Consider the following 23,406-nt stretch of genomic DNA (forward strand, 5'->3'; position numbering starts at 1 on the left):
CTACACCAGCGTCAGCAGCGCCCCGGCCGCCACGCCTTCCTCCTCCAGCGTCCGGACCGGGTCCAGAATACGCCCAAGCGGCTCGGCCTGCAAACGATGCCCCGGCGAAACCGCAAGTCCGTAAGCGTCCGCCAGCATCTCCAGCAGCTCCGCCGAGGTGACGAACGGCGGAACCCACAGCTCCTTGCGGAAATGGGGCGCCTGAAAGGTCACCAGCATTATTTCATCCATCCGAAGCCCTTCCTCCTCGTCAGTTTGTGATCGTCAGCACCAGGACCCGTTCCTCCTTGAGCTGGTAATCGACATCTTCCCCGGCCGCCGCCGCCAGCTTCAAGTATTTGGTCTTGAATTTATAATCGGAAACGGCCTCCAGCGTGACCTTGGTCACGACTTGCTCGCGCTTCGGGTCGGTCTCCTCGTCGAAATCGAGCTTAACGGTAAAATCGTTGTACTTGCCGTCGTTGGATCTAAACTCCAGTTCCGTGTTGCTTGCCCCCGGATTTTTTCGGGTGACGTTCATCGCCGCTTCAAACGCATCGGAGAAATACTCCGCAAATTTATCCTCGTTCACCTTCGCATCCAAATTCCGCTGGAATTCGTATTCCAGGCTGCGGTCCCTGGCGGACCGGGCCGAGTTGGACAGCGCCGTGCCAAGGATGATGTTTTCCCGGCCCAAATTGAGCAGCTCCACCAGCGGTTCGAGCAAAACCGAAGCGAGGATGACGACGAGTACGCCGATCGCTATGTTTTTCATGGCTCATCGCCCCACTGATCGAGGTATTCGTAATATTCCAGGTCCTTGTAATGCTTCAGCCCCGTCGCCGTCAGCGAAAACGAAACCGGAATTTCCCGCTCGTATTTTTTGCCCCAAAGCTCGATGCTGAGCGGATATACCGCCTCGATCGTCACTTTGACCGGCTTTCCCCGCTGGCGGTAAGGTTTTTCGTATTCCGTCAGATCCTCGTAATAGGACGCATCGTCGTAGCCGATGGCGTCGTCGCCGTCCGCATTTTTCGCGATAATTTCCACGTCGTCCGCCTTCTGCCTGTAAATCGGGCGTTCCCGCAGCCGCTCCAGCGCATCGTCATAGTACGTTTGCTTCAAATAATTGTCGCTCGCCGCCACCTGGGACACGTTAAACGTCTCGATCACCAGCGTCATGTACCAGGGAAAAAAGTAGATCAGGTTCGTGAACAGCAGGATGCAGACGGTAACCAGTATGGATACGAGGATCGACTTGGCAAAAGCTCGCATGTCAGTTCTCCTGTCTGTCCGAAATTGAGATTATGCCGAGGCTCCCGTCATTTCATTGATCAGCCTCATAAAGAAATCCCATGTATCGTTCACCCAATTGGGCAGGTTTCCTCTAACGATGCCGACGATTATTCCGATGATAATGATGACTGCCACGGTAGCAGCAATCTGCTTTATGCCGAATTCCCCGGTCTCATCCTCCCAAAACGCACGGATTCCTTTCTTTGGACTCGCTTGTTTTTCCACCTGTTTCATCGTGACAACCTCCCCTTAACTCCTTATTTTTAGATGTTTATTGAAACATTTGAATGGAATCCATGATCGTAAATAGATAGTAGATGCCGATATACAGCGCGAGAATCCCGATCAGCACGAACTGAATCCGGCCGTTGGTCCGCTCCCGCCGCTCCAGCTCCTCCTCCAAAAAACGAATCCGGAAGCTGTCGATTTCGTTTTTGAGATACACCATCTGCGAAATGTTGTCATACCCCTTTAGCCGGGTTTCCATCAAATCGCAAAACTTGATGATATAGTGAATCGGCACCCGCCGCTTTAGCTGCTTCAGCGCGAATTCCTCGCCGTATTCGATATTGTCCAGCATCACCCCAAGCTCCTCGGCCATGTCGGCGTTGGCGTTCGGCAGGTAATCGCGGATCACGTCGGCCAAATAGATGTTGATCGACTTCGAATACTGGTAGTACACCATGCTGTAAAACCCCGGGAAATCGCGGGCGATGTTGCGGTTTTTGCGCTCGATTTTTTTCTCCATCTCCGACACCGGGTACAGCCAGCCCAAAATGATAAAGATCGCCGCCACGCAGCCGAGCAGCCGGTTGGCGCTCAGGACGACCGCGGTCACCAGCACCGCGCCGCCGGTATACAAAATCTGCTCGAGCCGCAGTTCCTCCGGGGTCATCGTCAGATCGAGCCTGTCCAGCATTTTTTTAAACCGCAGCCGCTCCGCGCCGCCTAGCAGGGGCCTGACGTATTTTACCGCGGCGTTTTTCTTCCATGTCCGCAGCTTCTCCCGGAACCGGGCGTGTTTCCGCTCCTTCAAATACTTGCGGTTGCGCTTCTTCTGCTTGGCCTGCACCGGCTTGAAAATCGGGTAAGCGAACACCTTGACTAGGTAAATGATCGACACCAGCGCGGCCAGCTTCGCCAAAAGCGTCATTTCAGCTCACCGCCAATCCCCAGATCCCCCTGCAAAGTCTGCGTCCGGGCAAAGCTGAGGCAGATGATGCTGATCATCACCGTATTGATGACCTTTCCGTAGCTGGCGTAGAGCATAAATTCGCGAAAGTCTTTGACGGACAAGGCATATATGAAAAACAACACGATAATCGCGGTTTTCAGCAGAAAATCCCGGTTCATCTTGCGGAAAATCCGGTCCTTGCGCGCGTTGATTTCCCGCAGCACCGCGTTTTCGTCCACGATGTCGAGGAAGATGTCGGCCATCCCTTTGCGCTCGTTGTATTCGAACACGATGGCTTTTTTCGTGAAGTTGTCGAATTTCGGACCAAGCTGCCGGTTCAGCACGGTGATCGCCTGCTTGAAGGAATAGCCGTTGTTTTCGCAGTTGTCGATAAACTGCTGAAAGTAGGGCCGGATGCTCGGGCGAATGTATTCGTCGCTTTCCATCACTTTTTTGATCGCGACCAGCACCCCTTCCCGGGCGAGCGGGCAGATGATGTCCTCGGCATCCATGATGCTCTCCAGCTTCTCCGCCTTGATCGCCTTCGACTGCATGGTGAAATACGTGAGCAGGCCAACGAATATGGCGATCGTAATAACGACCGATAAGGTGACGTTCTCCATAAAAAGAATGATCACCAGCACCATGACGGCAAACGCGATGCACAAAAGGGAGGTGAAGCTTTCGAGCGTCAACGGCAAGTTGAAGTCGAGAATAAGCCCTTCCACCAGCCGGTTGTATTTGGCGTAGATGTTCTCCTTCCGCTTCACGATCCGCTCTTTTTTGATCCGCTCCACATAACGTTTGGTGTTGTACCTGCCGAGGTATTCCGCCAGCGTATCCAGCATCCCGAGGAAAAAACGTCCCGTGCCTTCAAAAAAACGCACCTCAAACACGGCGTTGAATACGATGAAAGCGGCGATGCCCAGCAGCAGACTAATGGCTGAAATCGTATCCATTGGGCGCATACTCCTCTATTTCGTCGTCTTCCGGCGGCCGGGTCAAAAACGCGAAACGGCTGCGCTTAATCCCGGCTTTGATCATCGTCTGCTGCACCTTCTCCGACAGCTGTCCCACGCGCTTGTGCTTGCCGACGATTTTCAGCACCCGGTGCGTGCCCTCTTCTTCCAGCACGTCCTCGGAAATAAATTTGTAGATCGGGTTCACGATCGGCTCCAGCCCTTCGGAACCGAGCACCTCCGAAATCGAGGTCACCTTCCGGGTGCCGTCGGCCAGCTTTTCCTGAAAAATAATAAACTTGACCGCGCTGCAGATGTTCCGCAAAGCCAGTTCCGCCGGCTCGTTGGAGGCCATCAGGTAGGCGGTCAGGAAGCGGTAAATCGCTTCCCGGTCCCCTTCCGCGTGCAGCGTCGTGAAGAAGAAGTGCCCCGTCTGCGCCGCCCGCAGCGCGGTGGCGAATTCCCCCGGCGTCCGCAGCTCGCCCGGACCGATCCAGTGCGGCGACTGGCGCATCGCATTGATCAGCAGGTTCTCCATCGTCGCCGGGCTGGCATCGTCCTCGTCGGGGACGGATTCGTACTGCAGCACGTCGTTGATGACCCGGCCGTGCTCGCCGCCGCCTTCCCGGCGCAGCAGGCGCATTTCGGAAGGATTTTCGATCGTAATGATCCGCGACAGCGGGTTGATTTCCTTGACCAGAATCTCGTTCAGGGTCGTCTTCCCGCTCCCCGTCGGGCCGACGGTAATCCAGGACAAATCGGCCTTCGGCAGCAGGGACAGCAGCTTGAACATATTGACCGAAAACGACTCGTTTTTGATCATCGTTTCCGGAGTAATGCTCTTCTTGCTGAATTTCCGGATCACCACAGCCGGCATGTCGTACGGCGAAATATCCGCATGGGTGGCGTTCACCCGGTACCCTTCGATCGTCCGGGCGTTGACCATCGGGACCTTCGGGGTCAGCCGGACCTTGGAGACGCCAAGCAGCTTGGAAATGATCCGCTCCAGATGCTCGCGGTCGATAAAATGCGGCTCCCAGGGCAAGGTTTTCCCGCCGGTTTCGACAAAAATCTGCTCCGGTCCGTTGATGCGGATCTCGTCGATCGCCGGGTCCTCCATCGCCTTCGTGATCGGGCCGTAATGGGTGATCTCGTCGGTCAGCGCGTGCTTCAGCGCGGCAAGCTCGTAATACCCTTCCACGACCGGCTTTTGCGAATCGACGAACTCGTTGATGAAGGCTTTGGTCATTTCCCGCTTGCGGGCCGGGTCGGTTTCCCGCCGGAAGGCGTGGGTGGCGACCTTCGTGATGTATTTCTGGCAGAGTTCCAGCGCCTCTTCGAATTGAATGGTCGTATATTTGTTTTTCAATTCTTCCAAATCTTCTTTTTTGCCGCCGCTCTGCTGCGACACTTTTTGCTGCATTTCGCTGACTTTGGCGCGCGTAAGCATCCTTCCACCCCCTTACTGCTTGCCCAGAATATCCGCGAGCCGCTTCAATTCCTTCATGAAGTACTTGTTCACCAGGGCGCTGTCCCTGACGTACAGCTTGCCTTCGAGCGACGCGGCATAAGCGGCTTTCACCAGCGGCATCGCCGCGGCGATGTTAAAGCCGTATTCACGCAGGCCCTTGTAATCGTATTTGAGATCCTGCATGTTCATCAGGATGACACTTGTGAATTTGGCGGTGCTGATCCCGACCGAAGCCGCGAAATCGAGCAGCCGGACCATGTTGCTCAAGGCCTCAACCCGTTCGGACGCGGTAAAAAAGCCGATATGCGAGCTTTTCATCGCCCCGAGGCACAGCTCGAGCGGCGGATTGTTCGGGATGTCGAGCAGAATAATGTCGAACATCCCTTTCAAGGTGCCGATCACCCGCTCCAAATGCTCGAATTCGAAATCGAGATACTCCTCGATCAGATCGTGGGGACTGGGGGCCAGCAGATACAGCCGCTCATATTTCGAGCTTGTCATTTCCTCGCGAAAATCGATCTTGTCGCTTTTTAAGACCCGCAGCAATCCTCTCCCCTGCTTGGGCGGCTCCACGTCCAGGTAATGAAACAGGTTCGGCTGAAAAGCCTTTAAATCGACGATGCACGTATTTAGCCCCTTCTGCGCCAGCAAATATCCCAAATTGCTGATCAGGATCGCGTTGTCGGCGAGATCGCAGGCCGGAATGAAGCCGATGACGCTGTAGATGAGCTTGCTCTCCTGGAGCTCCGCCCCGCCAAGGTAGTCCTTCGGCGAAATTTTTTGCAAAATCCGGTCAAGCTTTAGTTCTTCTCTTTGATCCATGACTCCACCTCATTTTGCAGCGTCGGCAGCTGATCCAGGATCACGTCGCTGTTTTTGCGGCTTAGGATCGTGATGAGGTATTTCTTCCCGTCATAGCCGTTATATTTGGCAAAGTTGTCGATCTGCTCCTTGGAGCCCTCTAGCAAAAGCGCCCGCGGCTGGATGCTCTTCATGAAGTCCTCGCTTTTCATCACTTCCTGACGTTTGTCCTCGCTCAGCTTGAGCACCTCTTTATACACTTCATAAATCGAGTGGCTGTTCGCATTGAGCATATCCTTCACCGTGATTTGATCGAATAATACTTCCGTCTTGATCGCTGTGCTCGTTCCCCCAAAATTGGGATTGCCGGAGGACGTGCTTTCCTCCTTCTCATAGGAGACGCGGATTCTGACGGTGTCCCCCGGCATCAGGATGTCGCCGCCGGCTTCCAGGAAGTTGTAGGGCAGGGTCAGCACTTCGTGCTTCTCATCGAGCTGGTACAGCCATTCGTTTTTGAGCGGTTTTTCTTCCCGCAGCTGGTCTTTATACAAAATGCCGCCGTCCCGCAAGTAATACTCCGCGTATTTGCCCGCCACCGCTTCCAGATCCGCCGCCAGTACCATATCCTCGGTATATTCCTTGCGGATGAGGGCGTATTTGCGGACCATCTTCTCGGTAATCACCTGATCGGCCGGAATGCCGCCGTCGTGATCTACGCGAAGGATTTCCACCGTGTCCTTGGCCGCCTCGTTGGCGTTGTTGAGCACGATGAACGAGACGATGATCACGGTAACGCTAACGGCCAGGGCCATGATTTTTTTGAAAATTTTGCGGTTCGGCGAAACGCTTTTGATCGTCGTTAAATCCATCGAGTGTTACGCACCTTCCATCAGTCTTAGAAGCATATGGCCGAAAGCTTGCTCGTACTCCGGCGCGAGATTCGTCAAGGCGATCTCCGTCTCGATCTGGGAGTCGAAGCCGTTATTGTACGGGACATGTCCCGCGAGGTTCATTTCGTAACGAAAACACTCGCTAAGTCCGCTGGCCAGCACTTCGCCCACCCGCTCCGGCGCAAACAAAGCGTTCTGGAAGCGGGAGCGGTCGTTGTATTTGGTCACGATCACCTTCGACTTGGCGTTGAGATAGGCCGCCTTCTCCGCGTCCAGCACGACCTCGACGTTGCGGATCGTGCTGAGCACCGCGTGCAGGTTGTTCGGGACGCACAATCCAAAAATATCGATGTGAATCATCGTTTCCCGGAACTCCCGGAACAAGTCAAGCGGCATATCAAGCAAGACCAGGTTAAACTTCGTTCTTAGCAAAGAAAGCAGGCCTACCAGCTTGTCGCTGGTGTAGAACTGGTCCATCAGCCTATGGTCCTGGAACGAGTAGCCGAGCGCGGTCAGCCACAAATTGTCCTTGATGCTGCAGGCCGTCGTCATGTAATCCTGGGGCCGGGCTAGCGTGCGGATCAGGGAGGCGCTCATTTCGTCGTATTTATTGCTTTGTTCATGGAACCTGCCGAAGTACATGTTCATGCTCCGGTACTCCGCGTCCATGTCGATGATCATCGTGCTCAGCCCGCGTTTGCTGGCTTCATGCGCCAGATTCACCACGGTGCTGGTCAGCCCGCTGCCGCGGTGTCCGGTAACGGCCACGACCCGGCTCATGCCCCGGCTGATCCCCGCCATCCGTTTCGTCAGAGGATCGGTGGCCTCGGGCTGCGCTTCGCCTTTTTCGGCTTTGGCGCGGAAGCGGCTGAAGAAGGATCTTTTCTTCTCCGGCTTCGCCTCCTCCACAGGCGTGTCCACGGGAGCGCGCTGTGGTTTGGGGGACCGTCCGTGTCGCCCCGCGGCCAGCTCACCCAGCACGGAACGGATCAGGCCGAGCGGGATTCGCGGTTCGTCGCAAACGACGATCCGCAGGCCGGCGTACTTCTGCAGGAGCGGCTCCAGTTGCTGGGACCTGAGCGGGTTTCTGGTGAGTAAAAAGACCGGGACCTCCGCCCCCCGGCGGTCGCTGAACCAGTTCAAGGCCGCGTTAAGATGGCCCAGATCCGGTTCCTGACTCCCTGAAAACGCCTCGTCGGTCAACAGCACGCCATCCACTGCCGGGTTGTTCTCCTGAAGATAGCCGGGCAAATCCTGCAGCGTCAGCGCATCGGCCTGGACAGCTTCAAGCCTGTCCGGCAAATAGCCCGACACGATTCGATAAAATCCGCCGGAAACGATGAGAATTACCATAGATTAGTAATATTTTCCTCCCTTGTTTGTCGCTATTTTAGCAACAGCATGGTTTACATACAATACCTAATATGGTCCCCTCAGCCTTTTTATGGACTTTCTTCCTATAAAAAAGAGTCTGAAGGCATTAAAGGAAAGCCGCGGGCGGACATGCCGGCCTCCCTTCCTTTGTCCCATTTCCGTCAGTCGTTCAAATCGTCAAACATGGACCCTACGACCGTGACCTCGATGTTATCGAGCACATCGACGCCCTGCAAAGTGCCGAGCTTTTTGTAGGTATGGCCGCCTCCGGAGAGCGGCGCGTCGTCGATCCAAGCTTTGACGTAATACTTGCCGTTTTGCATGTTGGCGTGAGTATAGACCGGGATATTGTCCGGGTTGATTTCGATCGTGACGGTCGTTGTTTCGGTAATTTCGTACATCTTTGGTTGTTTGTCAGCAACGTACTCCCGATACTGGTAGTTGTCCTTGCTGCCTTGCGTATTCGACTCTTTGTAACCTTCGAGCACCCGTTTCCAGTATTGATGCGTTTTGCTTTCGTCCTTATCCTGGGAGTAATAGATTGGCTCAACCACTTTTCTATATCGCGACTCGTCGTCTTCCCGGTCCAGCACGTTCAGCAGCACTTTGCCATCCACGCCTTTGGGCTGCTCGGCCGTCAGAATTCCGGCTTCCGCTCTGAACCCTCCGCCCTTGGAGGCCAATGGCTCGTTTGCGATATTGACCGCGTCCTTCTTGCTGTTGATATAAATCAAGTTCGTTTCGTAACGGAACGAATCGATCAACGCTTTGACCAGGTCCTTGTGATCCTGCGTATCGTTATCCGACTGTTTGTACATGACGGTTTTAACCGTAAACGTGTACTTTCCAGCCGGGTTGAAATAGTACCCGGATTTGATCGGATACGCATATTTTTGCAGCTGCCGGTCGGTGGCGAATACCGCCTTGTCGTACAGCGATTTTCTGTTCGTTTTATTGCCGGCCGCTTCCCGGGCCTTCTGGTATTCCTGCGCCATCGTGCTTTCGCTTTTCCAGGCGATGTCCCCGCTGGCCTGCTGGGTGAACGTGCGCCGGAACCGGCCGGGGACGGCCGTCCAGTCGTACGGTTGACCGTTCTCGTCGAGGTGCTTCATCCAGCGGATGACGTCATACTCATAGGGTTCGTTTTCCCAGAACATCTTTTTGGTTTTGGAGTCCGAAGTATTGTTCTCGATCTCGTTCTTGTACGTATGTTTTCCAAGTTCTTTAGTCCCGTTGTAGACGTAGACGTCGTAGACTTCCCTGTCCTCCCCGGAATCGAAGTCGGCGTGGGCCGTTTCCCTTCTGACCTCGGTACGGCATACGCCATTACTGCAGACTTCAACCTTATATTCATAGTCCCTTTTGACGGAACCTTCATAGGACACCGTCCCGCTTCTGCGGATCGGCACTTTAGGATTGCTGTGAGGCGACCACTTGCGGTTTACCGGATCGTCCCCGAAATCCTCGCGTTTAATGGTGGCGTGAACAATCGGATTTCGCGAAATCCATGCACTCGGTTCGTCGACCAATGGATTACCTTCGACTTCGAAATCGCGAAACAAATCCTTCGTTTCGTTGTTCACCTTAAGTTCACCCGTCGCATTACTAACCCAGTAAGCGTCCGGCCGCGGCAGCGTCAAGGCGGCGGCAATCGGATTCCCGTTGTTTAATGGAAACTTCACCTTGGTGGACAGCACGTCGTAATTCAGCGGTGTCGGCTTCAATAGTTTTATTGCCAGCGGGTTGGAATCGAGCACATTGTTGCCCAGGATCGTTTCTTTGGGCATTTTCCCGTCTTCATTGACCTTAAACTGAATGCGGACGTCGCTGTCCGGCATCGTAAAGGTGGCGTAAAGAACAACACCCGTTCGATTCTTGATTTCGAAAGCGCCGGATTCCTGATTGGCATGACCGGAAAACGACAGGTTGTCGTCCTGTGCGGTCAGCTTTGTTCCGTTTTTCTGCGTCAAAGTCCACGAATAGTTGGTCGTTACCGGATCGGCGAAGGTAGAATTCACCCTTACCGCCACCTGGACTTGTTCGCCCTTAGCCGCTTCATGCGGCAATTTTTCAAACGATGCCGACAAATCGGACTCCAACAAAGCGTAAGGGGCGATCGGGATGTCCAAATACGTCACGCCGATATTGCTGTTGTCCATATAGACGGTACCAAACCCCCAAGAAAACATGGTCGGGGGCTGCAAGACATGGACATAATCGATCCAGTTGCCGCCCTTACTCGGTTTGGCGCCCTCTTTATATACATCAACTTTTGCATAATCAGAGTCTTGATTGTCGTACATAAATTCGGAGTAGGGTATCCCCGCGTACTCCGTATTTAGTCCTTGAATGATCAGTTGTTCAAAAGTTCCGTCGCTAAGATATTTGTTGGCAGGGTCTTTGTATTTGTCAAAGCGATTTGGCCGAATCCCATACTTTTCCGTAACCCTCGTTTTATTCCAAGGTTCAGGAATTAAATTATAATCCTGAATTTGGGTCCCGCTCCAACCAGCATCCCAAGGAAAATCGTCGGAAGAAACGGATTGCCCGTTTACGCTAAACCCGCTGTACCGGACGACCAGTCTGCCTTTATGGACCAATTCGTCTCCATGGTTCGAGCCGTAAACCATTTGAAACGTGTTGTTTTTTCGCGCTTCTCTTTTAGTCTGTACCGGCGGCGGATTCAATCTTTTTTCGATCAAATCCTTCCGTAGCTTGAGCGTCTGCCCGTCCTTAGGTATACTCTCGGGAAAGTAATTGTCGAGGCCATAGTACTCCTTCATATCCCGATTAATTCTTTGAATCGCTTCCTCGACCGTCGTCGGCCGCGTATTCTCCGCCGCTTCCGGGTTATCCGCAGCTTGGGCAGGCGGAAAGGGAAACGTTGCCGTCAGAAGTATTAAAACTAATATCAAACCAAACCATTTCACGCTGTTTTTCATATTCGATACCCGCTTTTTATTCAACTATATAATTCTTGGTTTCGTAGACTTGTACCGCAATCGGATCGGAGGTATTCGACCCGACCGAAATGACGTAATTGCTGTCTTTGAACACCTTACCCTCAAGTTCTTCTCTCCAATTGGTTTTCTTTTGAATGTGCTGCATAATGGCTTCAACGGTTTTTTTATCCACCTTCTGCAAGAGAATTTCTTCTACTTCCTTGACCTGCATTTTATAATCGGCCCCCCTCATCTCCGGGAACGATATTAATAATGACAATACAGGAGTTTCCGGCTCATTTGTTCCCTTATCTATAAAAAGTTGAGATCCCGTATTATGCTTCACGATAAAGCCGTGCATGTTTTCTTCCACGACCTTGTTGCCGCCCGGCTCCTTCTCTTGCTTCGGATCAAACGCGGTATCGCTGATGTACGCCGTACGCACCGCGCCGTCCCACTTGGTATAGGCGCCCAGCCCTTCGCTGACAAAGCGGATCGGCACGAACGTTCGGCCATTGATCCGGCGCGCAGACGTGTCCATCTGTTTTGCTTCCCCGTTAACGTTATACAGCGTCTGGCCGATCACCAAAGTAATTTCGTTGTTTTTCAGCCGGATCGTCACCGTTTTGCTCTCCGGAGCCCACTTTACATCGGCCCCTAACGCTTCGCTGACAAAACGGACCGGGACCTGCACCCGCTGCGCCTTATCCATAAACGGCTTCGCATCCGGAAAGTCGAGAGGCTTCCCCTGATATTCCACGCGAAGCGGCAATTCTACCGCTGCCGAAGCCGCGCCCGGCACCCATGCCAGCGCAGAAATAAAACATGCCAATACCCCTATCGTTTTTTTCATATTGCTGAATTTCATTTTGCTAAACCCTCCTAAAGCTTAAAATACGTGTTTAACCGCGTTAAATTTATTTCTTGCATCCTAAGGGGCATGACTATAATACCAACATATTCCAGCTACCTGGGCTACCAAAATTATACACGGCAAAAAATACCTCCGGTGAGGGCTGGAAGTCTTGATTTATTGGTGCCTTTGCGCTAGTTCTGGAGAAATTAGCTAAGTCCTAAGACTTAAAAATGCGAATATTTATGCAAAATGAAATATATTGGAATGTCCCTAAAAAATAAAAGCCGCCCCAAAGGCAGCTTCGCATAAAACAAACTGCTTTCGGGACGGCCCGGAATAGTTTATTAAATTTTGGCGGCAGGGATCGCGCTTACTCCGCAATAACCTCCTGATTTTTCAATACATTGATTTTATAATTCATGCCCCATTCATACATGGACTCCAAGATCGGCATCAGGCTTTGGCCGTGTTCGGTGAGCGTATACTCCACTTTGGGCGTAACCACGGGATACACCTCGCGATGGACGATGAGATCCTCCTCCAGCTCCCGCAACTGATTGACGAGCATGCGCTGGGTAATTCCGGGAATGAGGGAACGGAGCTCGTTGAACCGTTTGGTCCCCTCCTTGCCAAGATGCCACATGATGAGCATTTTCCACTTCCCGCCAATGATATGCAGGGTCAGCTCTTTTTCGCAGTTAAACGTTCTTTCATCAAATCTTCCCACGTTATCTCACCTCCAATCCCATCCTACCACAAAAAGGGGAGCACAGTATACTTTAGGGCAATAGGTGCTAATCAAGTACATATAGTCATTTTCAAGTAACTATATGTTTTTAAAGTGCGTACTTACATCGTTAGCAGTTCACGGTTATGATGGGCTTACGTTCACCACATTCTAAATCATCGGGAGTGATTATAATGGAATTGCAGTTGGCGCTTGATCTTGTCAACATCCCTGAAGCCAAACAAATCGTGGCCGAGGTGCAGGAGCATATCGATATCGTGGAAATCGGAACCCCCGTGGTCATTAACGAAGGTCTCCGCGCGGTCAAAGAAATTAAGGAACAGTTTCCGTCATTAAAAGTGCTGGCCGATTTGAAAGTGATGGATGCCGGCGCATACGAAGTGATGAAAGCCGCGGAAGCCGGCGCGGATATCGTAACCATTCTGGGGGCGACGGACGACGCCACGATTCGGGGCGCTGTGGAAGAGGCCAAAAAACATAACACCAAAATATTGGTGGATATGATCAACGTAAAAGATATCGAAACCCGGGCCCGGGAAATCGACGCATTGGGCGTAGACTACATCTGCGTTCATACCGGTTACGATTTGCAGGCGGAAGGCCAAAGTCCGTTTGAGCAATTGCGGATCATCAAGAACGTCGTGAAAAATTCCAAAACGGCGGTGGCCGGCGGAATCAAGCTGGACACCCTGCCCGACGTAGTCAAGGCCAATCCCGATCTTGTCATCGTTGGCGGAGGAATTACCGGACAGGCCGACAAAAAGGCCGTGGCCGCAGAAATGCAAAGATTGGTCGCTCAGGGGTAACGGTGCGGATGGATACCGTGCAATATGCCGCAAAAATTATCGAAGAGCTGCAGCATTCCGTCTCTTTTATTCAGGAAGCCGAAGCCGATCGGTTGGTAGACCGGCTGCTCCAGGCCGATAAAGTGTTTGTGGCCGGGGCGGGCCGTTCCGGGTTTATGGCGAAATCGTTTGCCATGCGGCTGATGCAAATGGGCCTTGACGCTTACGTCGTCGGTGAAACGGTGACCCCCAGCATCGGCAAGAACGACGTGCTGGTCATCGGTTCCGGCTCCGGAGAGACGAAAGCACTGGTCAGCATGGCGCAAAAGGCGAAAACGCTGGAAGCCGGGGTAGCGCTCGTCACCATCTCCCCCGAATCCGCTATCGGGAAACTGGCCGACGTGATCGTACGCCTGCCGGGTTCTCCGAAGGATAAGGAGCAAAGCCGTTACAATACGATTCAGCCCATGGCCTCCTTGTTCGAACAAACGCTGTTGATTTTTTATGACGCGGTCATTCTAAAATGCATGGAACGCAAAGGAATCACGGGCAGCGAGATGTACGGCAGGCACGCAAACTTGGAATAGCGCGTAGACCTCGAATAACACTAAACCTGGAATAACGCCGCAAAGCAGGCCGGACCTATGGACGGCCTGCTTTTTTTGAACCGGAGTTTTCTTACTCATGACTAAAGTCGCATTTTTGTGATAACTCGTTATCAAACTTTCTCCCCTCATCTATCAAAGCGGTTATATGTATCCCATCCATTAGTCCCTGTCTATACATGATCGAATAAACCTTTGAAATTCTTTCATTTTGCAGTTCCTCGTATTGATACAACTTGGATTGCTTGTCCTTAGGCAAACATTGAAGCATTTCATTGAATAACAATTGCAATCTCTTCGATTTACCACGATACTCATCTTGGATCGACACGCCATTCCCAATTTCATCAGTCCGCAGCTCTATCAGCTCATTCAAATAGCTTCTTATCGTTTCCATGGACCATCACACTCCATCCCCAAGTGATGCCCATATTATATCAACGTGAATAAATTTTTTATACGATCACATTGACATCAAAGTGATGTCACCATACCCACATTGCGCTTAGAACAAGGGATTTTTGAAAAAATTATATTTATAGCCGATAAAATAAACGCTCAATCGTAATAAAAAACCTGTTCGACTTACTGGCAAAAATGCGCTTGATCAGCTTTACCTACTACGACGATTAATTGTATTTTGCACAACTAACTTCATACCCAACTGCCCAATCACTCGTTTTAATTGCATTTCATACAATTACATTCCCGTTTCTTTCCCCTTCCTCAAAAAAGAGCGGAGTAATTGTAGGATTTGCACTTAATCAAGTGCTATGGAGTATTTCCGGATAAATAATTGTACATTTTGCAACTACTGCAACGATTAAATCGAGATAACTCGCCGGCTTAACCCGTTTATGTATACAGACACACATAGCGACGGACCCAGGAGTACAAGAGTATCGGCCTTCTGAATTAGCTTCTATCATTTTCGAGAATTTGGAATATAAGTGGACGAGGTGCATCGGTGGGTGGACGCGGTGGAGCTAACCCGAAGGGGGGTGGGGCCGTGTCCATTCTTGAATTGTGCTTGAAACTGTTGGACGGGGTGTCGAGGCTGGTCGGGGTTCTGACCGGAATTAGCACGTTGCTTACCGCCCGCAAACAGGCGCGAGAAAAAAAACCACCGGGAATAGGTTGCCCTCAAGGTCTTTAAATCATTCGTCAAATTTATTGAGCCAATACATCGGCTTTTGTGTACTAGACATGGATTTAAGTAAATCTAATGTTTCTTTCTTTTTCACCTTAAGTGCATCTTTTAGCTTTTCGGGAGCTATGTCTCGTATATCTTCCAACATTCAGCATTCTTCAAACATTTCAATTATTTCCTTGTTCGCATCATTTTGTTTTAGAAGTTGTGCCACATAAGGACGGTATAGATATGCATATGCATATGCATATGCATATGCATCTTCAAATGTTAATGCCCCTTCAAGTAAGGAATCAAGCATACCAAGATTTAATATACATAAAAATTTTTGAATCTCATCTGAATGCTTCAATTGAATTTGTAAATTCAATGTACCACTCCTTTATTTGGGCATTTGACTTGACGAGTTACTCCACCCGTTTTTCACCTTGACATTATAAACTTGACCTAATTGGCTTTGGAAGTAGTGGATTGAGATTTTTTTACCATTTGCATTCATTCCATCCTTGTAAATTTTGTGCCAAGTACCGAATTCTATAGCTCGTAGTTCCTTAAGTAATTCTGTATTGTTGACCTTATTCTTCACAGTTCCGTTTCTAGCAGCTGAAAAACCTTGTGGGTAGAGAGGAGCATCCTTAATTGATTTATATACATATTTGTAACGCACAATTATGAACCCAAATACCAAGGTTAGAGACAAAGTAAGTCTAACGGTTGTATCCGTCGCTATTTTGCGAAAAAAGACCCTTTCGAAATTTTAACGGTTGTGAGCGTTGTTATCTGCTCTAATCTGAGCCCAAATAGCCGATTTTTAGCTAAATAGGCGCCATGGCAACCGTTAGAATTTGAAAAAGGCGTTATTGGAGCAAATAGCGGCTGTGGCAACCGTTAAAATGGGCCTTAATGCAATTCGACGAAATAAGGTTATTTCGGTCCGTTAGCCCGTCCCACGTACTCTGATCTCTTGTCCAATCCGATTCCCTTTTCCTGTATCCCGTGCCTTATTTATATATCGGAAGTAGGAATCTGGAATGAGAGAGGAATCTGCAAAACATATAGTTCTTTATGCCCAACCGGAGACACCGTGCCGCAAATAAAAACCCCTCCTTGGAAAAACACTTCCAATTGAGGGGTTATGCACGTTTTCGGAATTTGTTCTATTATTAAGGGCTAAGCTTCCTTAGGTTTCACCATGCGCGTGAATACTTTGATCACCTCGCTCAGCAGCAGCGGGATAAGCGCCAGCCCAATGACGATGGCCCAATCCGCAAAACTCAGATTCTGCACTTTGAAGGCCGCGGCCAAAAACGGAACCGTGATGGAAACGAACTGTAAAAACAAACCCGCGAGGACCGCCCCGACCAACAGCTTGTTGGAGAACAGGCCAACGGTAAAAATCGACTTCGTGGCGCTGCGTTTCGAAAAAGAGTAAAACAGCTGCGAAGCCGCCAAAACGACAAACGCCATCGTCCGCGCATAGGTCATCGCGTCTGCGGGAATATTTTCAGACCTTAGTCCATAGCCGTATTCGCGTAGGCCCACGTAAAAAGCAACCAGCGTCAGCGCCCCGATCAGCAGGCCGCCGATCACGGCCCGTACCGCGGCGCCGCCGGCGAAGAAGCCCTCCTTCGGATCCCGCGGCTTGCGTTTCATCACATCTTCTTCGCCCGGATCAACCCCGAGCGCGATCGCCGGCAGCGTGTCCGTCACCAGATTGATCCAGAGAAGCTGAGTGGCCAACAGTGGCAAAGGCCAGAAAAAGACGATCGACGCCAAAATCGCTACGACTTCCCCAAAGTTGCAGGCCAATAAAAACGTCACCGTTTTGCGGATGTTGGCATAAATATTCCGGCCTTGCCGGATCGCATGGACGATCGTCGTAAAGTTATCGTCGGTCAGGATCATATCGGCGGCGCCCTTCGATACGTCGGTACCGGTAATGCCCATGGCCACCCCGATATCGGCGGTTTTCAAGGACGGCGCGTCATTCACCCCGTCCCCCGTCATCGAGACGATATTTCCCTGGGCCTTATACGCTTTGACGATCTTGACCTTGTGCTCGGGGGACACGCGGGCGAACACGCGGATATTGGGGATTTGCCGGGCAAATGCTTCGTCCGTCATCTCGTCAATATCCGCGCCCGTCATGCTCTGCTCCAGGGAACTGGCGATCTCCAACTCCTTGGCGATGGCGACCGCGGTATTTCGGTGATCGCCCGTGATCATCACCGGCGTAATCCCGGCCATTTTCGCCTCCCTTATCGAGTCCTTTACCTCGGTGCGCGGCGGATCGATCATTCCCACAAAGCCGAGGATCGTCAAATCCTGTTCCATTTCCTCCGGCGGCAGTGGGCGGTCGGTGTCCTTATAGGCTGCGCCAAGCACCCTTAGCGCGTCGTCCGACATTTTTTCGGCCGCCTGCAAGTATTGGCCTTTCAGTTCCTCGGTCAGCGGCACCACTTCCCCCTTGACGACGGCCGAAACCGAAATCCGCAGGAGCTGGTCGATCGCCCCTTTCGTATGGACGCGGTAGCCCTCCCGGGTCTGATTTAAGGTGGACATCAGCTTGCGGTCGGAATCGAAGGGCTTTTCGTTTACCCTTTTATATTCCGCTTCCAGCGAACGCTTCTGAATATTATACTGTTCGCCGTAGGCAACCAGGGCGATTTCCGTGGGATCGCCGGTTCCCTGGCCGTTCTCGTAGGTAGCGTCAGAGCAGAGGACGAAGGTTTTGATCATCTCCAAAGGCGGTTCTTCATTTAAGGGGGCGGCGGTAAAATACTCGACCACCGTCATTTTATTTTGCGTCAGCGTTCCCGTTTTGTCCGAGCAGATGATGTTCACGGAACCTAACGTTTCGACCGCAGGCAGTTTCTTTACGATCGCGTTAATCCGCGACATGCGGGTAACGCCAAGCGCAAGCACGATCGCCACGATGGCCGGAAGCCCTTCCGGAATCGCCGCCACCGCCAGGCTGATCGCGGTAAGAAACAATTCGAACAGGTCGCGTCCTTGGATCAGCCCGATCACGAAAATCAGCACGCAGATGCCGATGGCGATGTAACCGAGTATTTTGCCGAGCTCTTCCAGCTTTTTTTGCAAGGGCGTGAACTCCCGGGTGTCTTCGTCGAGAATTTTGGCGATTTTACCCATCTCCGTGTCCATGGCCGTCGACACGACAACTCCTTCGCCGCGCCCGTAGGTGACCAGCGTCGACATGAACGCCATATTGGTCAGATCGCCGACCGGCATCTTCGGGTCCTCGTGGATGTCGTCGGCGTTTTTATCCGCCGGCACGGATTCCCCGGTCAAAGCCGATTCCTCGATCTGCAGGTTGGCGCTCGCCAGCAGGCGCAGATCAGCCGGAATGTAGCGCCCGGCATCGAGGATGACGATGTCCCCGGGCACAACCTCCCCGGAGTCGATTTCCTTCACCTCGCCGTCGCGGCGGACGAGCGATTTGGGCGTCGTCATCCGCTGCAGCGCTTCGATTGCTTTCTCCGCCTTTTGCTCCTGGATCACGCCGATGACCGCGTTCAGGAGCACGACGGCCAGGATGATCACTGCATCCATGTATTCCCCGACAAACAAGGTCACTACGGCAGCACCCAGTAAAACGTAAATGAGCATATCTTTGAGCTGGGCCAAAAAGAGAGACAACATGCTTTTTTTCGGTTTGCCCTTCAGCTTGTTCGGTCCGTACTTGCTTAACCGGGCTTTGGCTTCCGCGCTTGTCAAGCCCGGCGCCGGGTCGGCCTGCAGCTCCCGCAGCACGGCTTCCCGGGATTTTGTATGCCACATCGGCAGCACCTCTTATTCAGGATATATTCAAAATGGACCCTACCCCATTATTGTAAACCTGTTCCATCCATAATTATGAGTACGCACATGAAATTGAATGAATCACGCCACAATTTTGCCATGATTTAAAAGCGCGCCATTTGCCAGCATCAAGATGAAAAAAAACCGGCGCTATGCTACAATACTTGAATGTGTTAACGGGAATTTATTTAGGAGGGTATTTCAATCACCATGCTGATTATAGGTATCGCCGGCGGAACCGGCTCCGGTAAAACCACGGTGGCCCGCTCGGTTATAGAGCAGCTTGATACGGATAAAGTGACATTCATCTCGCAGGATAATTACTATAAAGATCAAACCCATCTGACGATGTCCGAACGGGAAAAGACCAACTACGACCACCCTTTCGCCTTCGACAATGAACTGCTTGTGGAGCATCTCACCCTTCTGAAAAACGGACAAGCCGCTTACGCGCCGGTGTACGATTTCACGATCCATACCCGGTCCGACAGAACGATCATGCTGCAGCCCAACAATATCGTTATCGTCGAGGGACTGTTCGTGCTGTATGACGAGAAGCTGCGGGGCCTGCTCGACATTAAAGTGTTCGTGGACACCGATTCCGACGTCCGCATCCTCCGCCGCGTGTTGCGGGATATCGAGGAACGCGGCCGCTCGATCCATTCCATCCACCAGCAGTACCTCGCCACTGTAAAGCCGATGCATGAAGCCTTCATCGAGCCGTCCAAAAAATACGCCGACCTCATCATCCCCGAAGGCGGGCATAACGAAGTCGGCATCCAAATGCTGGCGATCCTGACCGAAAAATATTTATCCGGAGGCGCCCGGTAAACCCGGGCCGCCTCTTCTTTTTGCGGGAGGCGCCGGCTTTATGGCCGGGACATTTTGCCATATGATAAAATGGCATTAATAATGGGGAGAGGACGGGATGTTTCGTGCGGGGAAAAACTTTGCTGCTTGATCACATCAAATCGCATTTGCTGTTTTACCTGACGGCCGTCGGGTTCCTGGCGGTTGCCAACATCACGTATTCGTATTTCCCGAAAGTGCTGGGAGAGTTTACCGATAACCTGCAAACCGGCAATCTGACGAGAAACGGCGTCGTTTACCACGCCTCGATTCTCGCCTTGATCGCGCTCGTTTACGGAGGCTGCTTCGGAATCGGCCAATACATTAACCATCGCCTCGGCCGCATCTTCGAATTCCGCGCCCGCCAGCAGTTGTTCGGGCACTTTACCCGCTTAAGCGAATCCTTCTTTTCCAAAAACGGCATCGGCAAGCTGCTGAGCTACGTGATGAATGACGTCACCGGCGTGCGAGAGTCGATCGCTAACGGATTAAATCAAATGACCAATGCGTCGGTTTTGCTGATTTCCGTCATCGTGATGATGGCGGTGAGCGATATTCCGGCGCTTTTGATCGTGGTCAGCATTTTGCCGCTCATCGCCATCCCGTTCCTGGTCGTCCGCATCGGCCCGTTGATTCGCGACCGCTCGCGGAAGGTGCAGGAGTCGCTGGCGGCCATGACCGAGTCGGCGGAAGAGCAGTTTGAGGGCGTCAAAGTGACCAAAAGCTTCGCCGCCGAAGACACCGCCTACCGCCGGTTCGGCGAAACCGTCGACCGGATCTTAGGCAATCAGCTGTCTCTGGTCCGCATCACCTCGTTGTTTCAGGTGCTGCTGCCGTTCACCGGCGCGATGGCGATGGCCATCGCCATCGCCTACGGCGGCATGCTGGTGACGCGCGGGGAACTGTCGCTTGGCAATTTCGTGGCGCTGACGCTGTATTTGCGCATGATCATGAATCCGCTGCGCTTGATCGGCAACGTCATCAATGCGATGCAGCGCTCCAGGGCTTCGCTGGACCGGTTGAACCGGCTGCTTGCCGTGAAGCCGGACATCCGCGAAGCCGAAAGTGCGCTGCAGCTCGAAGACCGGCCGCTGAGCATCGAAATCCGGAATTTAACCTTTTCGTATCCCGAAGCGGCCAGACCGTCGCTTACGGACATCCGTCTCCGCTTGAAGCCGGGCCAGACCTTAGGCATCGTCGGCCGGACGGGCAGCGGCAAAACGACGCTCGTCAAGCTGCTGCTGCGGATTTACGATCCGCCGCGGGGCACGGTGTTGATCGGCGGCGACGACGTCCTCGACTTGTCGCTGGAGAGCCTGCGCTCGGAGATCGCCTACGTACCGCAGGACGGCTTCCTGTTCAGCACGACGATCCGCGACAACATCGCCTTTTTCGACCGGGATTCAGAGCTGAAAAAAGTCGTGGAAGCGTCAAAGCTCGCCGACCTGTACGACAACATCGCCGCCTTCCCCGACAAGTTCGAAACTAAGCTGGGGGAACGCGGGCTGACCTTGTCGGGCGGACAACGCCAGCGCACCAGCCTGGCGCGGGGGCTGATCAAGGACGCCCCGATCCTGCTGCTGGACGACAGCGTCAGCGCGGTGGACGCCGTAACCGAGACGAAAATCCTGACCAATCTGCGCTTGGCGCGCGAAGGCAAAACGACGGTGATCATCGCCCATCGCATCAGCGCCGTTAAACACGCCGACCATATCCTCGTGCTTGAGGATGGCCGGATCGCCGAGCAGGGCACGCACGACCAATTGCTGAATGCCGGCGGGTTATACGCCGCGCTGCACGCCATTCAGGAAGGAGGGGAAAGCGATGCCGGCTAAAACCATGGAACAAAGTCCGAAAAAATACGAGCTATCCCCGGAAAACCGGCGCAAGGCGTTCGCCGCCCTTTTCGCTTACGCCAAACCTCACCGCAAGGCGTTCCTTGGCGTGTTCGCCTTTGCGTTCCTGGCGATCGCCGCCGACCTCCTGCAGCCGGTGCTGATCAAATACGCCATCGACGAAAAGGTGTTGTTCGGAGCACACGGAGCTGGTATCCTGTTAACGCTTGCAATCACGTATTTGCTGTTGGAGGCTATCAGCGGCATATTTTCTTATTTCCAGGCCAATATGCTGCAGCGCGCCGGCCAGAGCATCGTTGCCCGCTTGCGCAAGGATTTGTTCCGCCACATCACCGGACAGTCTATGTCCTTCTTCGACCGCAGCTCCGCGGGAGGGCTTGTCACCAATGAGTCCAGCGATACGGAGACGATTAACCAGTTTTTCACCCAAGTGCTGTTAAGCCTCGTACGCGACGGGTTGTCGCTCATTTTGATCGTCGTCTTCATGTTCGCCCTGGATGCCCGCCTCGCCTTGTACTGCATGATCCTGTTTCCGATTATTACGGCCATTTCCCTGGCCTTCCGCAAATATTTGCGCACCTGCTACCAGCGGGCCCGCGCCCTGTTGTCCCGGCTGATCGCCTTCACTGCGGAAAATTTGACCGGCATGAGCCTGATTCAGTCCTTTCATCAGGAGAAGGAGCAGGCGTCGCGGTTTACGCAGCGGAACACCGTCTACCTGCAGGCCAACCTGCAGGAGGTGCGGGCTTCGGTGCTGTTCAACCGTTCCTTCGATATTTTGGGCAACCTGTCCGTCGCCTTTGTCGTGTGGATCGGCGGGATCGCGGTGCTGGGACAGCGCATCGAATTCGGCGTGCTTTACGCGTTCATCAGCTATATCCGCCAGTTTTTCCAGCCGATCAACGCCATCACGCAGCAGTGGAACACGCTGCAATCGACGATGGTATCGATGGACCGGCTGTGGCGCATCTTCTCGGTCGAGCCGGAGGTGCGTGATCCGGAGCCGGAGGATGCCGTGCCCGCCGACCTCGCCTCCGTTCGCGGCCGGATCGATTTCAACCGCATCCGGTTTTCGTACACCGCAGGCCAGGAAGTGCTGCACGGCCTGGAATTACATATCCGCGAGGGGGAGTTCATCGGCATCGTCGGCACGACCGGCGCGGGCAAAAGCTCGCTGGTCAACCTGTTGACCCGCTTCTATGATGTAAGCGAGGGAAGCGTCGAGATCGACGGCATCGACATCCGGCGCCTGCCGTTAGAGTCCCTGCACCGCATGGTCGGACTGGTCCAGCAGGACCCGTTCCTGTTCTCCGGTACCATCGTCGACAACGTCCGCCTGTTCCGGCAAGAGATCAGCCGCGAAGAGGTGATCGAGGCGTGCCAGCGGGTCGGCGCCCATCCGATGATCAAGCGGCTCAAAGACGGATACGATACGCTGCTGTCCAACCGGGGCAGCGGGCTGTCCGCCGGGGAGCGGCAGTTGATTTCTTTTGCCCGCATCCTTACGTTTAAGCCGAAGATCCTGATCCTGGACGAAGCGACCGCCAACCTCGATTCTCAAACGGAGCTGCTGATCCAAAACGCGCTGCACGTCGTTTCCGAGGGACGGACCACCCTGGTGATCGCCCACCGCCTGTCCACCGTCCAGCATGCCGACCGCATCATCGTCATCCAAAGCGGACGCATCGCGGAGCAGGGGACGCATGAACAGCTCCTGGCGCAAAGCGGCTATTACGCCGAGCTCATCCGCCACTCCCGGGGCGAACCGGGCGTGACGGCTTAAGCCGGCTCACGGCAGCCGATCTGGCGCACGGCCGGTGAACGCCAGGCACATGCCGAAGCTCAAAGC

The 23,406-nt window shown here is 53.1% G+C and carries 21 protein-coding genes; 5 read left to right on the plus strand and 16 right to left on the minus strand.

Translation table 11 applies throughout. The annotated features are described in order from the left end of the window. The 13 genes from DYE26_RS20830 to hxlR all read right to left on the minus strand — a co-directional run bounded on the left by DYE26_RS20830 (nt 1) and on the right by hxlR (nt 12,469). Nucleotides 1–231, minus strand: coding sequence for an EsaB/YukD family protein (locus tag DYE26_RS20830; protein WP_036626773.1), 231 nt, complete (start codon nt 229–231; stop codon nt 1–3). Between the two features lie 19 nt (nt 232–250). Further along, nucleotides 251–754: a hypothetical protein gene (locus tag DYE26_RS20835; protein WP_036626775.1), complete on the minus strand. Its 504-nt coding sequence runs from the start codon at nt 752–754 to the stop codon at nt 251–253. Then, complete coding sequence (locus DYE26_RS20840; RefSeq protein WP_051985767.1) at nt 751–1,254, minus strand: hypothetical protein; 504 nt, start codon at nt 1,252–1,254, stop codon at nt 751–753. Before DYE26_RS20840 ends, DYE26_RS20835 begins: the two co-directional genes overlap by 4 nt. 30 nt (nt 1,255–1,284) lie before the next feature. Continuing rightward, nucleotides 1,285–1,509, minus strand: coding sequence for a hypothetical protein (locus tag DYE26_RS20845; protein ID WP_036626777.1), 225 nt, complete (start codon nt 1,507–1,509; stop codon nt 1,285–1,287). 37 nt (nt 1,510–1,546) lie between these two features. Further along, nucleotides 1,547–2,428, minus strand: a complete 882-nt coding sequence (locus DYE26_RS20850) for a hypothetical protein (RefSeq protein ID WP_036626779.1) — start codon at nt 2,426–2,428, stop codon at nt 1,547–1,549. Then, nucleotides 2,425–3,408, minus strand: coding sequence for a hypothetical protein (locus tag DYE26_RS20855; RefSeq protein WP_036626782.1), 984 nt, complete (start codon nt 3,406–3,408; stop codon nt 2,425–2,427). Before DYE26_RS20855 ends, DYE26_RS20850 begins: the two co-directional genes overlap by 4 nt. Continuing rightward, nucleotides 3,386–4,858 (minus strand): TadA family conjugal transfer-associated ATPase, encoded by a 1,473-nt coding sequence (locus DYE26_RS20860; RefSeq protein WP_036626784.1) that lies wholly within the window; start codon nt 4,856–4,858, stop codon nt 3,386–3,388. Before DYE26_RS20860 ends, DYE26_RS20855 begins: the two co-directional genes overlap by 23 nt. Before the next feature lie 12 nt (nt 4,859–4,870). Beyond that, nucleotides 4,871–5,701 (minus strand): CpaE/TadZ family protein, encoded by an 831-nt coding sequence (locus DYE26_RS20865; protein WP_036626786.1) that lies wholly within the window; start codon nt 5,699–5,701, stop codon nt 4,871–4,873. Further along, nucleotides 5,680–6,549, minus strand: coding sequence for a CpaB family protein (locus DYE26_RS20870; protein ID WP_036626788.1), 870 nt, complete (start codon nt 6,547–6,549; stop codon nt 5,680–5,682). The genes DYE26_RS20865 and DYE26_RS20870 overlap by 22 nt, the downstream gene beginning before the upstream one ends. 6 nt (nt 6,550–6,555) lie before the next feature. After that, entirely contained in the window at nt 6,556–7,923 is a 1,368-nt protein-coding gene (locus tag DYE26_RS20875) for a CpaE/TadZ family protein (protein WP_036626790.1), read from the minus strand. A 182-nt stretch (nt 7,924–8,105) separates the two neighbouring features. Further along, entirely contained in the window at nt 8,106–10,886 is a 2,781-nt protein-coding gene (locus DYE26_RS20880; protein WP_115311254.1) for an Athe_2463 domain-containing protein, read from the minus strand. 16 nt (nt 10,887–10,902) lie between these two features. Next, nucleotides 10,903–11,754, minus strand: coding sequence for a copper amine oxidase N-terminal domain-containing protein (locus tag DYE26_RS20885; protein WP_051985768.1), 852 nt, complete (start codon nt 11,752–11,754; stop codon nt 10,903–10,905). Between the two features lie 358 nt (nt 11,755–12,112). Next, a complete protein-coding gene (hxlR, locus tag DYE26_RS20890) occupies nt 12,113–12,469 on the minus strand; it encodes a transcriptional activator HxlR (RefSeq protein ID WP_036626794.1) in 357 nt (118 codons plus the stop codon). Nucleotides 12,470–12,663: 194 nt separating this feature from the next. Between hxlR and hxlA the strand changes: the two genes are divergently transcribed. Then, nucleotides 12,664–13,296 (plus strand): 3-hexulose-6-phosphate synthase, encoded by a 633-nt coding sequence (hxlA, locus tag DYE26_RS20895; RefSeq protein ID WP_036626796.1) that lies wholly within the window; start codon nt 12,664–12,666, stop codon nt 13,294–13,296. A gap of 8 nt (nt 13,297–13,304) precedes the next feature. After that, the gene (hxlB, locus tag DYE26_RS20900; protein WP_036626798.1) at nt 13,305–13,862 is read left to right on the plus strand and encodes a 6-phospho-3-hexuloisomerase; all 558 of its coding nucleotides are present in this window, start codon (nt 13,305–13,307) and stop codon (nt 13,860–13,862) included. Between the two features lie 91 nt (nt 13,863–13,953). On the opposite strand, the gene DYE26_RS20905 is transcribed toward hxlB, so the two are convergent. From DYE26_RS20905 to DYE26_RS20915, 3 genes are all read right to left on the minus strand, one after another. Next, on the minus strand, nt 13,954–14,277 hold the full coding sequence (locus DYE26_RS20905; protein WP_036626800.1) for a hypothetical protein: 324 nt from the start codon (nt 14,275–14,277) through the stop codon (nt 13,954–13,956). Between the two features lie 901 nt (nt 14,278–15,178). Beyond that, the gene (locus DYE26_RS20910) at nt 15,179–15,400 is read right to left on the minus strand and encodes a hypothetical protein (RefSeq protein WP_036626805.1); all 222 of its coding nucleotides are present in this window, start codon (nt 15,398–15,400) and stop codon (nt 15,179–15,181) included. A gap of 800 nt (nt 15,401–16,200) precedes the next feature. Beyond that, nucleotides 16,201–18,831, minus strand: coding sequence for a cation-translocating P-type ATPase (locus DYE26_RS20915; protein WP_036626808.1), 2,631 nt, complete (start codon nt 18,829–18,831; stop codon nt 16,201–16,203). A 231-nt stretch (nt 18,832–19,062) separates the two neighbouring features. Between DYE26_RS20915 and udk the strand changes: the two genes are divergently transcribed. From udk to DYE26_RS20930, 3 genes are all read left to right on the plus strand, one after another. After that, nucleotides 19,063–19,683, plus strand: coding sequence for a uridine kinase (gene udk / locus DYE26_RS20920; RefSeq protein WP_036626810.1), 621 nt, complete (start codon nt 19,063–19,065; stop codon nt 19,681–19,683). A 104-nt stretch (nt 19,684–19,787) separates the two neighbouring features. Continuing rightward, nucleotides 19,788–21,536, plus strand: coding sequence for an ABC transporter ATP-binding protein (locus DYE26_RS20925; protein ID WP_036626812.1), 1,749 nt, complete (start codon nt 19,788–19,790; stop codon nt 21,534–21,536). After that, nucleotides 21,526–23,340 (plus strand): ABC transporter ATP-binding protein, encoded by a 1,815-nt coding sequence (locus tag DYE26_RS20930; RefSeq protein WP_051985769.1) that lies wholly within the window; start codon nt 21,526–21,528, stop codon nt 23,338–23,340. The genes DYE26_RS20925 and DYE26_RS20930 overlap by 11 nt, the downstream gene beginning before the upstream one ends. The last annotated feature ends 66 nt before the right edge of the window (nt 23,341–23,406 follow it).

It is taken from the genome of Paenibacillus macerans (genome assembly GCF_900454495.1).
Classification (GTDB): domain Bacteria; phylum Bacillota; class Bacilli; order Paenibacillales; family Paenibacillaceae; genus Fontibacillus; species Fontibacillus macerans.